Genomic DNA, 15,594 nt, shown 5'->3' with positions numbered 1-15,594 from the left:
TTATGATGCATTGGAACCAGTTGCTTTCGTTGAAAAAACACGGCGACGAACATATAAGAAATAGAAAAGACGAAAAAGATTCAAGAGTTGGTTTTGAAGTTGATTATGACCGAATTATTTTCTCAAATCCCTTTAGAAGTTTACAAGACAAAACGCAAGTCATTCCACTTTCTAAAACTGATTTTGTTCATACCAGATTAACACATAGTTTAGAAGTTTCTGTTGTTGGTCGTTCTCTTGGAAGATTGGTTGGCGAGCAAGTTTTGGACAAACATGAAGGTTTAAGAGAATTAGGTTATACCATTAACGATTTCGGCGCTATTGTCGCAGCAGCTTGTTTGGCACATGATATTGGAAATCCACCATTTGGACATTCTGGAGAAAAAGCAATTGGCGATTTCTTTAAAAACGGTTTAGGTGAAAAATATCGTTTGGATTTAGAACCAAAACAATGGCAAGATTTAATTGATTTTGAAGGAAACGCAAACGGTTTTAATGTCTTAACAACAAGCAGACCGGGAGCCGAAGGTGGTTTACGAATTTCGTATGCTACTTTGGGAACATTTATGAAATACCCTAAAGAAAGTTTACCTAAAAAACCAACCTTAGATGTTTCTGATAAAAAATACGGATTCTTTCAAAGTGATAAAGAAGCTTTTTTAGATGTTGCTAACGAATTGGGTTTAATTTCTAAAAACAAAGAAGAAATTCGTTACCACCGTCATCCGTTGGCTTATGTAATGGAAGCTGCAGATGATATTTGTTACACAATCATCGATTTTGAAGATGGAATTAATTTAGGTTGGATTCCAGAAGAACACGCTTTGGAGTTCTTAATCAAAATTGTAAAAGACAACATCAATTCATCGAAATATGCACAATTACAGACCAAAGGAGAACGCGTAAGTTATTTACGAGCTTTGGCTATTGGAAGTTTAATTAACGATGCCGTTCGCGTTTTTATGGATAATGAAGAAGCCATAATGATGGGAGAATTTCCATTTGCTTTGACCGAAAAATGCACTTATGTAGCGCAGATGAAAGACATCATTACCATTAGTATTTCTAATGTTTACGAAAGTAAAGAAGTGATTCAGAAAGAAGTGATTGGTTACCAAGTAATCAATACCTTATTAGAGAAATTCACAACCGCAGTAAACAACCAATATAACGGAGAAATGTCGCATTTTGACGATTTAATCTTAAAAATGCTTCCGGAACAATATCACATAGAAACCGATTCGCTTTACGAACGTTTAATGAATGTTTGTAAATTCGTTTCGATGTTAACCGACGGAAAAGCTTTAGAGCTTTATCAATCGATTAAAGTAGCGTAAAAAAAAACGGCTTTTCAATTTAGAAAAGCCGTTTTTTTTATTCTTGAAAATATGGTTTTACATTATTTCCTTTTATATAATCTTCAACAATACCATATTCATCGATATCAACAAATTCTAAAAAGTCGGAATCCCTAATATGTTCCCATAGTAAGTGATTTTTATCGATATTTTTTTGTGGCTCTCTACCAAGGATATAATATTTACCTTTATTATTTCCTTCTAATTCAATTGCTTTTGTTAATGAAACAAATCTAGTTATATCATTCTCTAGATAATAATGTTTCTTTTCAAAATCAATAGTTTGACCAGCTAATGGGACACAATTCATTCCTAGAAAATCAACTTCAATCGGAGCGAATAAATTCTCAAAATTTTCAGAATTTAATAAAATTTCAATATTTACATTTGTTTCAATTCTCGGGAATAAATTTTCTTTAACTCGTGTATGAATATTAACTTCTGGTATTGCCTCCTCAATTATTTCAAATTTGTGAATATACTTTTCAAATAACTTAATAAAGTTATCTCTCTGAAAATCAATATCAATTGATTTAGGTTGTGAAAATTGAACTATATTATTAGAATATTTAGACAAATAAGAGATATAGCTTTCAGATACCCAATTATTTTTTAAATCTCTATTTGAAAAAAGGCTATTATTGATTTTATTATCAATATTCAACTCTTTCTGAATAGAGAGTAAGTACTTTTTAATTAAATTAAATCTTTCAGAATCCATCAAACTTTTAAAAACTGAAAGTTTTTCATTAGAAAAATTATAAAAATGCTCTTGACCATTAAACATAACCATTCCAATGCTAATCTTTTCATTTAAAGCAGCATTAAGAGTTACATATAATATTGAATAAATAGTTTTCATTAGTTTAATATAAAAGATTGAACAAATTCTCTAAAATTAGTTTCACATTGTCTTTTCCATTCATCAGTGAATAAGTTTTCAATGATTCTTTGTCTAATTTGTTCTATGTTAATGTTCCAAGTTTCTGGAACTAAACTTAATATCTCATCTAATTTGTTTTCGCATTCTATTGTGTAAAGGTAGAAATTTTCAACCAAGTTATCCACAATTTCATTTATTTTCTTGTTTTTACCAAACAAAATTTTTGCCAAATCTGTTTTTATAATTGAATCATCTTCTGTCAGTTCTGCAATTCCATAATCTAAAAAACTTGAATTAAATATATTTACGTGATCAATTGCATAAAAAAAATTTAATTTTTCTGGTGAAACGTATAAAAGTAAATTAAAATTATTATGATTTCTATCTTCATTTGCCATCCAAATATCAAATAACGCTATTTTCAAAAAATCATTTTTATCGGTAATCTTATCTCTAAATGACTTTTCTTCAAACATAGACATTGTAGTGTAATCAATCTCTTTGGAATTATCCAAATACAAAGATCCAAAACATACCTTGTCAAACCAACCTAAATTTAGTTGAGGAAACTTTGTTAAATTTATATGTTCTGACTTAACTTTTATTAACGCAGTTTCTGGTATTTTAATTTCAAATACTTTCGCAAACTCTGCTGCAATTAATTCATTGAATAAATATTTAGGGAATTTATCATATTTACATACCCAATCATTTAAATCATTACAGGTAACCAATAATGGCGTACTACCTTGTGTATCGAATATACGATGAACCCCTTCAATTGTTTGAAGTATCTTCATTGTTTGAATTTAGTTAACAATCTAAAAACAAATATATTAAATAATAAACATCCTGCAACATCTGTAACTGTTGCACTACTCCAATTTTATAATATAACACATAATTTATAACCTCGTTTAATGAATCTTAAGCGAGGTTAATTTCATTAGTATACTAAAATTAAAATATCTTGATAATACTTTAAATCTTCAATTTTGAAATAAAATTTTGTAAACGAGTACCGTTAACTTAAAAATAAAAAAAGCTCTCCGAAATCCGAAGAGCTTTACTATTTTCTTTCACTTAATTACGTTTTCCTTGCACAGAAAAGAGGCTTTATTAAGCATTACGCTACAAAGATATCTATTATATTTGTTAATACAATACTTTTAGATTTATTTTTTATGGAATATAATAAACTCGAGTACTACTTATCGCAACCAAGACTAAATAGATTCTTTGTTGCTTCGGGGAATTCAAAAACAAAAGCTCAAAAATTGTATCGAGCAAATCTAAGAGTTGCTCAATCATTCTATCCTATCTTGAACTTGTTTGAAATCTTCTTAAGAAACATCTGTAATTATCATGTTTCTTCTCATTTTGCAAATCCTAATTGGATCATTACAGAAAAGAATGGTTTTATGAATCATAATTCATTAACAGCATCAAAATTTTTCCTTAAAAACTCAATAATTAACTCAGAAAAAAGCATTAAACGAAAAGGTGGATTAATTACAGCTGGTAAAGTAGTTGCTGAACAATCTTTTGGTTTTTGGACTAGTTTATTCGACACTCATCACTATCGTTTAATTGGTGGTGTGGTTATTCATTGTTTTAAACACAAACCTGCTAGTATAAATAGAAGTATTTTAAATCAAAAATTAAATAGAGTAAGAGAATTTAGAAATAGGATTTATCATAATGAACCAATCTGTTTTCAGGGTAATTTAATAGATTTCACATATGCTGAAAATATAAAAAATGAAATATATGAACTCTTAAGTTGGATCGATCCAGAATTGTCAAATTACGTTGAGTATTTCGATGCAATAGAAAGTAAAATAAATATTGGAAAGAAAATATAAAATACTACGCCAAATAACTAAACTTTAGCTTCCCTCTGCTCCGGCATCTAGCCTAAAACTAACCATAATAACATAAAAATAACCAGCAGTAATTTTAGGATTACTGCTTTTTTATGGACTAAACCATTGTAAATTTCTTGTATTTGAGGTTTCGTTGTTTTATATAATCCGATAGTTTTAAATGAAAATTTCTATAAAAAATATCTACTGCAAATAAATAGTAATCAGTATTTAGTGAACCGTAATTTTTATTTAGTAAATGAAATTTATTTAAATTAAAAAACAGCTTTTCCGTTTTTAGAAGCCGATTTGTGTTTTTATTAACAACGAACAAGGATTAATTTTCTTAATTTTAATCATTCAAGATAACATTCTAAAAACAATCAAAATGAAAAAGACTTTAATTCTGATGACGATTCTTTTTGGAATTTCAATAGTAACGATGAGCTTTTCGCGTTGTCAATCAAATCCAACTTATACAACAAATTTTAAAAACGAAACTGATATGAACACAAATAATAGAAAAGAAATTTATTTTGCGGGCGGTTGTTTTTGGGGAACTGAATATTTTTTCCAACAAATAAGAGGCGTTCTTGAAACCCAAGTTGGTTATGCAAACGGTCATACAGAAAATCCAACCTATGAACAAGTGGTAAGCCATACCACAGGATTTGCAGAAACTGTGAAAGTTGTTTACGACCCAGATCAAGTGGATATTAATTTATTAATTGATTTATATTTTGATACCATTGACCCAACAAGCATCAACAAACAAGGAAATGATGTGGGTGATCAATATCGAACTGGAATTTATACGACTGATGATGAAACAGCGGTAATTGTAAAAAACAGAGTTAATCAATTAGCAAAAGAATATGATAAACCATTAGCTGTTGAAACGATTCCGTTAGAAAAATTTTACAAAGCAGAAGAATATCATCAAGATTATTTAGAAAAAAATCCAACAGGATATTGCCACATTCCAACCAAACTTTTTGAAATGGCGAAAAAAGCTAATCCAAAAACAGAGGCTAAAACAGCTTATCAAAAACAGGATAAAGAAGCTTTAAAAGCAACCTTAACTCCTATTCAATATCAGGTTACGCAAGAAAACGGAACGGAAAGAGCTTTTCAGAACGAATATTTTGATGAGTTTAGAGACGGGATTTACGTTGATATTACCACAGGCGAACCGTTGTTTGTTTCTACAGATAAGTTTGAATCGGGTTGTGGATGGCCAAGTTTTTCTAAACCGATTGACAATAGTTTAATTGACGAGAAAACAGATAAAACTTATGGTATGATTCGTACGGAAGTTCGTAGTAAAACGGGTGATGCGCATTTAGGACACGTTTTTGAAGATGGTCCAAAAAACAAAGGTGGCTTGCGTTACTGTATTAATAGTGCTTCGTTAAAATTTATTCCAAAAGAAGAAATGAAAGCCAAAGGTTACGAAGCGTATTTAAAATTACTAGATAAATAAATTGACTAAAGCATCTCAGCATTGGGGTGCTTTTTTTTGCCCTAAAACACAATAAAAAAAACATATATAACACGCGTTTTAACAAATTAATATTCTACTAAACCAATAATAAACCATATAAAGAACTTTACAACATATAAAAACAAAACAAAAAAACTAAAAAACCTACAAAAAACATTTTCTTTTTCAAACTAACTATTTGACTTGCAACTTATTATTATTATTGTGATAGAAGTTTTAGAAAAGTTCTAAAACATTTATTAACAATTAATCATTTATATTATGAAAAAATTAATGTTCAGTGCATTAGTTTGCGTAGCTTTTGCTTTTAGTGGTTTTGCTTCGAATGAAGAAGTTAAGGGAGAAAAAACAAAAATAAATGAGCAGGAAAACATCCAAGTTTCTGAAGAAAAAAACTTCGCAGAAGCTTGTTATATAACAATTACAACAACAAGAAAAGATGGAACAACTAGAACACAAGAATATTATGTCAGTTCTTCTCCCTTCAAAACATGTGAAGAAGCAGTAGCTGATTTAAATAAAAAATTTAAAGAAGCACAGGAAAAACAATCAAATACAATCAGTAAAAGTTAAAATGATTTAATATAATGATCTGGTTGTTCGTTTAAAAGTTTATATTTTTTTACTAATTTCTAAATGTCATAAATTTAAAAAAGTCTAGACTTTGATAAGCGAACAATCAGAATCAGTAACTATCCAATACGTTAACTTAAAAATCAATGAAATACCTATCTGTAATACTATTTTTATTGTCTTCATTTTCAATATTCTCACAAAACAATTTATATGAAATAGAATATGTTTATGTAGCGAATAACGACGAAACAGTTCAAAGTTTTGACAAATTATATTATGACAGTTTAAAGAAAAAAGCTTTCTATAAGCAAGGAAATACAAAAGTAATTGCTAATTTCTATCAACCAAAAAATGAATATGAAATAGTAATACCAAGTGATGGAAAAAATACTGATTTTATTTATGTAGATTTTAATAAAAATATTTTATACAATCAAATATCTCCATTACATAATACTTATATCACAACCGAACCTATCCCAATTATAAATTGGAAAATTACTGAAGAAACAAAATCAATCAATGAAATTGAACTAACAAAAGCGACTACCACTTTTAGAGGAAGAAATTATGAAGTTTGGTTTTCATATGAACATCCAATATCAATTGGCCCTTGGAAATTCAATGGTTTACCAGGTTTAATATTCGAAGTTATCGAATTGGCAGAAACAAATAATTATAGTTGGAAACTGAAATCTTTAAAAACAAAAAAAGGAATTCTACCTTTTAATAATCCATTAGACAGAAACTTAATCGATATAAAAAATTTTATAAATAAATATCAAGAAGATTTCATTGACGATGAAAACATTCTTCTTTCAAAAATGGAATTAAATTTTCCTAATAGAAAAAAAGAGGAGATTATAAAAGATTTTGAAAAATTTCGTCTTAAAGACATTGAAAAAAAATACGAATGGGAAGAATAAAACATCTTCATAATACGTTTATAAGTTAAAAAAAAACACTTTCTTTTTCATTTTAAGGAATTTTAAGTAAAGTAGCATTCTAATAAAACATTAAAAATTAGAACAAAACATAATTTAAAACAGATAAATCACCAAAAAAAAAACTAAAAAATAAGCAAAAAACATTTTCTTTTTCAAACTAACAATTTGATTTGCAGTGTATTATTATTATTATTATTATTATTATTGTGATAGAAGTTTTAGAAAAGTTCTAAAACATTTATTAACAATTAATCATTTATAGTATGAAAAAATTAATGTTTAGTGCATTAGCTTGCGTAGCTTTTGCTTTTAGTGGGTTTGCTTCGAATGAAGTGGTGAATGAAAACCTAGAAATTAAAAATGGAGAAAACACAACTACAATTGAGAAATATGTATTTTCTGAAGAGGATGGATGTACTATTTGTAATTTAATAACACTAAAATTTGATGACTATGGAGATCTAAAAAGTTCTTCAACACAGAGAGTTAGAGTTTGTAATAACACTTGTGATGAAATAAACAAAAAACTAAAAGATATGCAAGACGAAAGAGATAGTAAAGATGCTACTCCTGAAAATAATGATTACATGATTGCATATTAATTTTTTTAAGGAAGTTTAAATTTAAACTTCCTTAAAAATTACTAACATAAATTCAAAAAAAATGTTTAAGATTATTTACATCGTTTTATTATGCTCCTTTGTAAGTCACGCACAAAAGAAAGAAGCTATTAAATTGACATACAAAGCAACTAATTATTTAGATATTACAGCAATTAGTTATGATGATTTGTATTTATTTACTGATAAATCAAAAAGCTTTTATATAAAAGGCAAATTTTCATATAATAGACGAAAAAATTCACCTGATGCAATTTATTCATTACCAAACTCAAAAGAAGCAAACTACATATACATCACTGAAAATCAAAATTTTAAAATAAAATCAAAAATAAAAAGACTGGATAACTTTTATTATTTTGAGGAAACAATACCAATACAAAATTGGAAATTGTCAGATGAATTCAAAACAATAAAAGAGGTAAAACTACAAAAAGCAACTACAACTTTTAGAGGTAGAAATTATACGGCTTGGTGTGATTTAAATACTCCTATATCACAGGGTCCTTGGAAATTTAACAATTTACCAGGTTTAGCTTATGAAATAAATGATGATGCTCAAGATTTCCATTTCGAATGGCAATTAATCAAAATCGCAGAACCAAAAGAATATAATTTTACCACTTACGATTTTAGTAAAGAAAAAACAATTAATCAACAAGATTATATAAAAAAATTAGATGAATATTATAAAGATACTGTAGATATATCATCAACGAGATTATTAGAAGAACTTGATGTTGAAATATTAGACACAACTTATCAAAAAATTGATTATAGAAAAAGAGAGTTAGAAAAAAAATACGAATGGGAAGAATAAAACACCTCATAAAAATAGTTATTGTAGCAGCAGTTTTACTTTTGGGTAAAGCTGCTGTTGCACAATCTATACAAGGTGTGGTAAAAAACCAAGAAGCTACGGCATTAGATAATGTAAGTGTTATTGTAAAAAATAGTGATAACAAAACCATTACGTATGCTTTCACCAAAAACAATGGTTCTTTTACATTCGAAAACTTAGAAAAGCAAATTTACACGCTACAAATAAATACTTTGGGTTACGAAAAGCAAATCCTTACCGTTGATTTAACTCAAGAATCCAACAAAAAAATTGAAGTTGTTTTAACTGTAAAAGAGGAACTGCTAGAAGAAATCATCATTGAGCATGTAGCGCCAATCCGAGAAAAAAACGATACCATCGTTTTCAATGTAAAAGCCTTTGCTGATGGTACCGAAAATGTGGTTGAAGATTTACTAAAGAAAATTCCGGGTGTTCAAGTATCCGAAAACGGAACAGTAAAAGTCGGCAATCAAGAAATTGAAAAAATCATGATTGAAGGTGATGACTTTTTTGAAAAAGGCTACAAACTACTTTCTAAAAACATGCCCGTCCGCCCTTTAAAAACGGTAGAACTTTTAAAAAATTATTCCAATAACAAACATTTAAAAGGTATTGAAAATAGTGATAAAGTGGCGCTTAATTTAACTTTAGAAGACGATGCTAAAAGAGAATGGTTCGGAAATGTCGATGCAGGTTACGGTGTAGTTTCTGAAAATCGATATACGGTTCGTGGTAACTTAATGAACTTTAGTAAAAAAAGTAAATACTATTTTTTAACCAATCTAAACAATTTGGGCGAAGATGCTACTGGCGATATCGGTCATCTTATCCGTTCGTCCAATGATTACGTAGTTGGCGATAATCAATCAAGTAATAAATATTTGAGTTTGGCTCCTTCAACGGCTTCGTTACGTGACAACAGAACCAATTTTAACAATGCCGAATTACTTTCGTTAAACAGTATTTTTACACTTAATCCAAATACAAAACTAAAAGCCATTGCATTTTTAAACGCCAACGAGCAAAATTATTTCAGAGATAGTTTCGATTCATTTTCTGACGGAAATACGCAATTTGAAAATACCGAAAATTACAAAATGCGTCAGAAACAATTTAGTGTTTTTGGAAAGTTAGATTTAACACACGATTTCAGTAAAAAAGCAACTTTAGAAGTTTCCACACGTTACAATTACAACACCAATAAAGATGCAAGTAACATTGACTTTAATGCCGAAAATTTAGAAGAACGTCTAAAAACAAATACCAATTATTTCGATACCAAAGCCGTTTATACAGTAAAACCAACTGATAAAAAAGTGTGGATTTTAGCAGGAAGATTTATCTCTGAAGAAACGCCACAAAATTATGGAGTAAATCAATTTGTGTATCAAGATTTGTTCAACACAAATGCGCAAGCAGTGAAACAAACATCGAACGATAAAATGAATTTTGTTGGTTTTGAAGCTAAATTTTTGGACCGAAGACCAAACGGACATTTGCTTGAATTTAATCTAGGTTCTGAATTTCGACACGATAATTTAAATACTCATTTTGCGTTAATTGAAAACAATTCTGAAGTTTTTCCTGAAGATTTTCAAAATCAAATGAAATTCCAAAACAATAATTTGTATGCGAATTTGAGTTATGCGTATCAATTTTCTGAAGCTTTTCGATTGGTTCCAAACATAAAACTGAATTATTTTAATCAGGAATTAACTTCGTATAACGATACAAAAAAATACAATCCAATTTTAATAAATCCAGGTTTGGGATTTAATTGGGACATCAATCGTAAAAACAAATTACAAGGAAGTTATAGTTTCAATTGGCAAACCAACGATTTTATGAATATGAATCCGAATTATATTCACACTGGTTTTAGAAGTTTTTCTTTAGGTTATGCGGATTTTACCAAGTTTGCGAATCATAATGCGAATTTAGGTTACACTTACGGCAATTGGTCTGACCGATTTTTAGCTTCTGCTTTTGTAGGATATAGTTTTGCTGACAGTTATTTTTCAAGCAAATCTGATTTAACTCAAAATTATTCGCTTTCAGAACCGATTGTTTTAAATGATAGAGATATGATTTTTTACAACGCAACTATCGATTATTATTTCAAGTTCATGAAAACAAATCTGAAACTTAATTTTGGCGGAAATACGTCACATTTTCAAAATTATGTAAACGATTCAGACATCAGAAATATCACCTCAAACGGAATCGATTATGGTTTTGAATTGCGTTCAGGTTTCAATGGATTGTTTAATTATCACGTAGGTTCAAAATGGAATTATTCCGAATTTAAAACCAATTACAAAGTTGACTATACCAATAACAGAAGTTTTGTGAATCTAACTTTCCGTTTTAGTAAAAAACTATTTGCAACCTTACGTAACGAACGTTATTATTTTGGAGGATTATCAGAAGGTAAAAAAGATTTCTACTTTTCAGATTTCAACATCAATTATAATATGAATGATAAGATTCAGTTTGAGTTTATGGTAAATAATATTTTCAATAACGATACATTCACTAGTTACAGTATTACCGACATTAGTGTTTCACAAACCAATTACAAATTGATTTCTCGATATGCTTTATTAAAAATCAGTTATCGTTTTAAATAAAAAAACCGCTCTAATAATAGAACGGTTTTTATTTTTTCTTACTTAATTAAGTAAATACTAATTCTTAAGCTTCGAATGGTACAATAGAAACGAAAGATTTGTTATCTCTCTTTTTCACGAATTGTACAACTCCGTCAACTTTAGCATGTAAAGTGTGATCTTTACCCATGTAAACGTTTTCACCTGGGTTATGCTTAGAACCTCTTTGTCTTACAATGATGTTTCCAGCAATAGCAGCTTGACCACCAAAAATCTTAACGCCTAAACGTTTCGATTCTGATTCTCTACCATTCTTAGAACTACCGACACCTTTTTTGTGAGCCATGATGTTTTGGTTTTAAATTGTTTATACTTTTTTAGTTACAGTTATCTAATTTCTTAGATATTGATTCCCTCAATTACGATTTGAGTTAATGCTTGTCTGTGACCATTTTTCTTTTTGTATCCTTTTCTTCTTTTCTTTTTGAAAACGATAACTTTATCACCTTGAAGGTGTCTCAAAACTTTCGCTTCTACTGAAGCTCCTGTTATAGCTGGGGCGCCTAAAGTAATTGCTCCTGCGTTATCAACGAAAAGAACTTTATCAAACGTTACATTTGATCCTTCTTCTGTTGCTAAACGGTGAACATAAACTTTTTGGTCTTTGCTAACTTTGAATTGTTGCCCTGCTATCTCTACGATTGCGTACATAACAATAAAAATTAATTAAGTTTATTATAAGTCTGCAAATATAAATCTTTTTATTGATTTTAAAAATAGATTCTCTCTTTTTTTATTCAACTAAGTTACTGACAATTATTAATCTAAAAAAAATATAAAAAAGTGTAACAATTTTCGGAAATTGCGACTTATTTGGAACAAAGTCAAAATTAATTTAAATTAAAATTATGAAAAAATCTTTAACAGCTTTGACTGCAGCTCTGTTTTTAAGTGGTGCTGTATTTGCTCAAAAAGTTGAATTTGAAGAGTATACATTGGACAACGGTCTGCATGTAGTTTTACATCAAGACAAATCGGCTCCAGTTGTTGTTACTTCTGTAATGTACCACGTGGGTGCTAAAGACGAGAATCCAGAGCGTACAGGATTCGCGCATTTCTTTGAACATTTATTATTTGAAGGAACAGAAAATATTGAAAGAGGAGAATGGTTCAAATTAGTTACTGCTAACGGAGGACATAATAATGCAAATACTTCTGACGATAGAACTTATTACTACGAAGTTTTCCCATCGAACAATTTAGAGTTAGCTATCTGGATGGAATCTGACCGTTTGCTACAACCAGTTATCAACCAAATCGGAGTTGACACTCAAAATGAAGTTGTTAAAGAAGAAAAACGTTTACGTGTTGACAACCAACCTTACGGAAATTTAATTACTGAGGTTAAACGTAATATGTTTAAAAAACACCCTTATCGTTGGGCACCAATCGGTTCTATGGAACATTTAGATGCTGCAACTTTAGAAGAATTCCAAGCTTTTAATAAAAAATTCTATATTCCTAACAATGCTGTTTTAGTAATTGCTGGAGATATCGATTTCAAACAAACAAAAGAATTAGTTCAACAATACTTCGGACCTATTAAAAAAGGAACTCCAGTTGAGCGAATCAAAATTACAGAAGATCCAATTACTACACCAATCATTGCTGAGTACCAAGATCCGAATATTCAATTACCAATGTATATCACTGCTTACAGAACTCCATCTAACAAAACAAGAGATGCTCGCGTTTTAGATATGGTTTCTTCTATTTTAACTGGTGGTAAATCTTCTCGTTTATACAAAAAATTAGTTGATCAAGACAAAATGGCAATGCAAGTAAGTGCATTTAACTTCTCTCAAGAAGACTACGGAATGTATTTAATTTTAGATATTCCAATGCCAGGATTCACGCGTGAACAACTTCAAAAAGTAATCGATGCAGAAATTGTTGATTTACAAACAAACTTAATTTCTGAAAGAGATTACCAAAAATTACAAAACGAGTTTGAAAATAACTACGTAAACAGTAACTCAAACTTAGAAAGTTTAGCTGAAAATTTAGCAACTAACTATTTATTGATGGGAGACATTAATTTAATTAATGAAGAAATTAATATTTACCGTTCTATTACAAGAGAAGAAATTAGAGAAGTAGCTAAAAAGTATTTACAACCAAACGCGCGTTTACTTTTAGATTACGTTCCTGTTAAAGAAGAAGCTGCAAACTAAGATTATTTAAGAAATGAAAAAAATATTTATTATAGCGACAGCTTTAATGCTTTCTTTAAGCTCTGAAGCTCAAATCCAAAGACCACAACCAAAACCAGGACCAGCTCCTGCGGTTAACATCTCTAAACCAAAAGAATTTACTCTTAAAAATGGTTTAAAAGTTTTAGTCGTTGAAGATCATAAATTACCTCGCGTAAGTTATAGTTTAACTATCGATACAGCTCCTTACCACGAAGGTAATATTGCTGGTGTTTCTTCATTAACTAGTTCAGTAGTTGGTAACGGAACAAAAAAAATATCTAAAGAAGCTTTTACAGAAGAAATTGATTTCTTAGGAGCTAGCATCAACTTTTGGAACACAGGTGCATCAGGAAGTGGTTTATCTAAATACAGCGAACGTATTTTAGAAATTATGGCTGATGGAGCTTTAAATCCAATTTTCTCTCAAGAAGAATTTGACAAGAGTAAAGCTCAAGCAATTGAAGGTTTAAAATCTTCTGAAAAATCAGTTACAGCAGTAGCAGGTCGTGTTGAAAATGCTTTATTATTCGGAACACATCACCCTTACGGAGAATTCGAAACAGAAGAAACGATTAGTGCTGTTACTCTACAAGATGTAAAAGATAATTATGCTTCTTATTTCGTTCCTGAAAATGCTTACTTAGTAATCATCGGTGACGTTGATTATAAAAAAGTAAAAAAACAAGTTGAGAAATTATTCGGAGGATGGAAAAAAGCATCTGCTCCAAAACAAGAATTCCCAGCAACTAAAAACGTTGGTAAAACTCAAATCGACTTTGTTGATATGCCAAATGCAGTTCAATCAGAAATCGCGATTGTAAATGCAGTTGAATTAAAAATGACTGACAAAGATTACTTTGCTACAACAATGGCTAACCAAATTCTTGGTGGTGGTGGAGAAGGACGTTTGTTCTTAAACCTACGTGAAGCAAATGGATGGACTTACGGAGCATATTCTTCTATTGGTTCAGGAAAATATACTTCTAAATTCAAAGCTACTGCTTCGGTAAGAAATTCTGTAACTGATAGTGCAGTTGTTGAATTTATGAAAGAAATTCACAAAATCAGAACTGAAAAAGTTACTGAAGATGAATTGAAATTAGCTAAAGCTAAATTTATCGGAAACTTTGTAATGGGAACTCAAAAAGCAGGAACAATCGCTTCTTTTGCTTTGAGAACTAAAACACAAGATTTACCTGTTGATTTCTACGAAAACTACATTAAAAATTTAAATGCAGTAACTGTAGAAGACGTTCAAAAAGCTGCTAACAGATATTTCCAAGCAGAAAATTTAAGAATTATCATTGTTGGAAAAGCAGCTGATGTTTTACCAGGATTAGAAAAATTACCTTATAAACTTCATTTCTACGATAAGTTTGGTAAACCAACTTCTAAACCAGAATTAAAAAAAGAAATCCCAGCAGGTGTAACTGTTAAATCTGTAATTGATAATTACACAAATGCTATTGGTGGTGAATCTAAATTAAAAACAGTTAAATCAATTTCTACAACTGCTAATGCAACTGTTCAAGGAATGGAATTAACTACTGTTACGAAACAAACTAACAAAGGTCAATTAAATTCAACTACAACAATGATGGGTCAAACAATGTCTAAACAAATTGTTACTCCATCAATGGGATATGTTGAACAACAAGGACAAAAACAAACATTAACTGGTGACGATTTGAAACAAGCTCAAGCTTCAGCAAAATTGTTTAGTGAAATGGAATTAGCTTCTAAACCTGGTGTTGTTTTAGTTGGTATTGAAAACATTGAAGGTGTAGATTGTTATGGAATCAAAGATGGTGATACAACTCATTATTTTGATACAAAAACAGGTTTAAAAACTGCAACAGCAACAGCATTTGACATGCAAGGTCAACAAGGTGTTCAAACTGTATATTTCGCAGACTACAAAGATGTAAAAGGGATTAAAGTTCCTTTCAAAACAACAGTGAATATGGGTATCGACATCGAAATGATTACTAAAGATGTTAAAATCAACGAAGGAGTTTCTGACGCTGATTTCAAATAATATAAAAAAACTTAATTTTTAAGCCTCCATTTTTTGGTGGCTTTTTTTTTATAAATTTGTTCAATAATAAAAATATTATTACGCATTAATTCAAACAA

General features: G+C 29.6%; 14 protein-coding genes. 10 read left to right on the top strand and 4 right to left on the bottom strand.

Annotation, left to right across the window (positions count from 1 at the left end; genetic code table 11):
- Positions 1–5 precede the first annotated feature (5 nt).
- Positions 6–1,337, top strand: a complete 1,332-nt coding sequence (gene dgt, locus EG240_RS05460; RefSeq protein WP_203229286.1) for a dGTP triphosphohydrolase — start codon at positions 6–8, stop codon at positions 1,335–1,337.
- Between the two features lie 37 nt (positions 1,338–1,374).
- Here dgt and EG240_RS05455 read toward each other — a convergent pair whose 3' ends face one another.
- Positions 1,375–2,220, bottom strand: a complete 846-nt coding sequence (locus EG240_RS05455; protein ID WP_125018256.1) for a hypothetical protein — start codon at positions 2,218–2,220, stop codon at positions 1,375–1,377.
- Complete coding sequence (locus tag EG240_RS05450) at positions 2,220–3,041, bottom strand: HipA family kinase (protein ID WP_125018254.1); 822 nt, start codon at positions 3,039–3,041, stop codon at positions 2,220–2,222. The genes EG240_RS05455 and EG240_RS05450 overlap by 1 nt, the downstream gene beginning before the upstream one ends.
- Positions 3,042–3,425: 384 nt before the next feature.
- On the opposite strand from EG240_RS05450, the gene EG240_RS05445 reads away from it, so the two are divergent.
- The 7 genes from EG240_RS05445 (at position 3,426) to EG240_RS05415 (ending at position 11,224) form a co-directional block, all read left to right on the top strand.
- Complete coding sequence (locus EG240_RS05445; protein ID WP_125018252.1) at positions 3,426–4,106, top strand: Abi family protein; 681 nt, start codon at positions 3,426–3,428, stop codon at positions 4,104–4,106.
- A gap of 388 nt (positions 4,107–4,494) precedes the next feature.
- The gene (msrB, locus tag EG240_RS05440) at positions 4,495–5,589 is read left to right on the top strand and encodes a peptide-methionine (R)-S-oxide reductase MsrB (RefSeq protein ID WP_125018249.1); all 1,095 of its coding nucleotides are present in this window, start codon (positions 4,495–4,497) and stop codon (positions 5,587–5,589) included.
- A 282-nt stretch (positions 5,590–5,871) separates the two neighbouring features.
- The gene (locus EG240_RS05435) at positions 5,872–6,183 is read left to right on the top strand and encodes a hypothetical protein (protein ID WP_125018247.1); all 312 of its coding nucleotides are present in this window, start codon (positions 5,872–5,874) and stop codon (positions 6,181–6,183) included.
- A 146-nt stretch (positions 6,184–6,329) separates the two neighbouring features.
- Positions 6,330–7,112: a GLPGLI family protein gene (locus EG240_RS05430; RefSeq protein WP_125018245.1), complete on the top strand. Its 783-nt coding sequence runs from the start codon at positions 6,330–6,332 to the stop codon at positions 7,110–7,112.
- Positions 7,113–7,396: 284 nt separating this feature from the next.
- Complete coding sequence (locus tag EG240_RS05425; protein ID WP_125018243.1) at positions 7,397–7,735, top strand: hypothetical protein; 339 nt, start codon at positions 7,397–7,399, stop codon at positions 7,733–7,735.
- Positions 7,736–7,796: 61 nt separating this feature from the next.
- Complete coding sequence (locus tag EG240_RS05420) at positions 7,797–8,573, top strand: GLPGLI family protein (protein ID WP_125018240.1); 777 nt, start codon at positions 7,797–7,799, stop codon at positions 8,571–8,573.
- Positions 8,561–11,224 (top strand): beta-sandwich domain-containing protein, encoded by a 2,664-nt coding sequence (locus EG240_RS05415; RefSeq protein WP_125018238.1) that lies wholly within the window; start codon positions 8,561–8,563, stop codon positions 11,222–11,224. The genes EG240_RS05420 and EG240_RS05415 overlap by 13 nt, the downstream gene beginning before the upstream one ends.
- A 64-nt stretch (positions 11,225–11,288) precedes the next feature.
- Here EG240_RS05415 and rpmA read toward each other — a convergent pair whose 3' ends face one another.
- Both rpmA and rplU read right to left on the bottom strand, forming a co-directional pair.
- A complete protein-coding gene (gene rpmA / locus EG240_RS05410; protein ID WP_125018236.1) occupies positions 11,289–11,549 on the bottom strand; it encodes a 50S ribosomal protein L27 in 261 nt (86 codons plus the stop codon).
- A gap of 53 nt (positions 11,550–11,602) precedes the next feature.
- Positions 11,603–11,914: a 50S ribosomal protein L21 gene (gene rplU, locus EG240_RS05405; protein WP_125018234.1), complete on the bottom strand. Its 312-nt coding sequence runs from the start codon at positions 11,912–11,914 to the stop codon at positions 11,603–11,605.
- A gap of 197 nt (positions 11,915–12,111) precedes the next feature.
- On the opposite strand from rplU, the gene EG240_RS05400 reads away from it, so the two are divergent.
- Entirely contained in the window at positions 12,112–13,437 is a 1,326-nt protein-coding gene (locus tag EG240_RS05400; protein WP_125018232.1) for a M16 family metallopeptidase, read from the top strand.
- A gap of 13 nt (positions 13,438–13,450) precedes the next feature.
- On the top strand, positions 13,451–15,496 hold the full coding sequence (locus EG240_RS05395; protein ID WP_125018229.1) for an insulinase family protein: 2,046 nt from the start codon (positions 13,451–13,453) through the stop codon (positions 15,494–15,496).
- The last annotated feature ends 98 nt before the right edge of the window (positions 15,497–15,594 follow it).

Source organism: Paenimyroides tangerinum (assembly GCF_003865405.1).
GTDB classification, from domain to species: Bacteria; Bacteroidota; Bacteroidia; order Flavobacteriales; family Flavobacteriaceae; genus Flavobacterium; species Flavobacterium tangerinum.
Note: the sequence above shows the minus strand (reverse complement) of the source record. Positions and strands in the feature narration are given on the sequence as shown.

Bases quoted from the DNA above. Each gene is read 5' to 3' on its own strand.
- dgt (WP_203229286.1), top strand. From the start codon at position 6: ATGCATTGGAACCAGTTGCTTTCGTTGAAAAAACACGGCGACGAACAT.
- EG240_RS05455 (WP_125018256.1), bottom strand. From the start codon at position 2,220: ATGAAAACTATTTATTCAATATTATATGTAACTCTTAATGCTGCTTTA.
- EG240_RS05450 (WP_125018254.1), bottom strand. From the start codon at position 3,041: ATGAAGATACTTCAAACAATTGAAGGGGTTCATCGTATATTCGATACA.
- EG240_RS05445 (WP_125018252.1), top strand. From the start codon at position 3,426: ATGGAATATAATAAACTCGAGTACTACTTATCGCAACCAAGACTAAAT.
- msrB (WP_125018249.1), top strand. From the start codon at position 4,495: ATGAAAAAGACTTTAATTCTGATGACGATTCTTTTTGGAATTTCAATA.
- EG240_RS05435 (WP_125018247.1), top strand. From the start codon at position 5,872: ATGAAAAAATTAATGTTCAGTGCATTAGTTTGCGTAGCTTTTGCTTTT.
- EG240_RS05430 (WP_125018245.1), top strand. From the start codon at position 6,330: ATGAAATACCTATCTGTAATACTATTTTTATTGTCTTCATTTTCAATA.
- EG240_RS05425 (WP_125018243.1), top strand. From the start codon at position 7,397: ATGAAAAAATTAATGTTTAGTGCATTAGCTTGCGTAGCTTTTGCTTTT.
- EG240_RS05420 (WP_125018240.1), top strand. From the start codon at position 7,797: ATGTTTAAGATTATTTACATCGTTTTATTATGCTCCTTTGTAAGTCAC.
- EG240_RS05415 (WP_125018238.1), top strand. From the start codon at position 8,561: ATGGGAAGAATAAAACACCTCATAAAAATAGTTATTGTAGCAGCAGTT.
- rpmA (WP_125018236.1), bottom strand. From the start codon at position 11,549: ATGGCTCACAAAAAAGGTGTCGGTAGTTCTAAGAATGGTAGAGAATCA.
- rplU (WP_125018234.1), bottom strand. From the start codon at position 11,914: ATGTACGCAATCGTAGAGATAGCAGGGCAACAATTCAAAGTTAGCAAA.
- EG240_RS05400 (WP_125018232.1), top strand. From the start codon at position 12,112: ATGAAAAAATCTTTAACAGCTTTGACTGCAGCTCTGTTTTTAAGTGGT.
- EG240_RS05395 (WP_125018229.1), top strand. From the start codon at position 13,451: ATGAAAAAAATATTTATTATAGCGACAGCTTTAATGCTTTCTTTAAGC.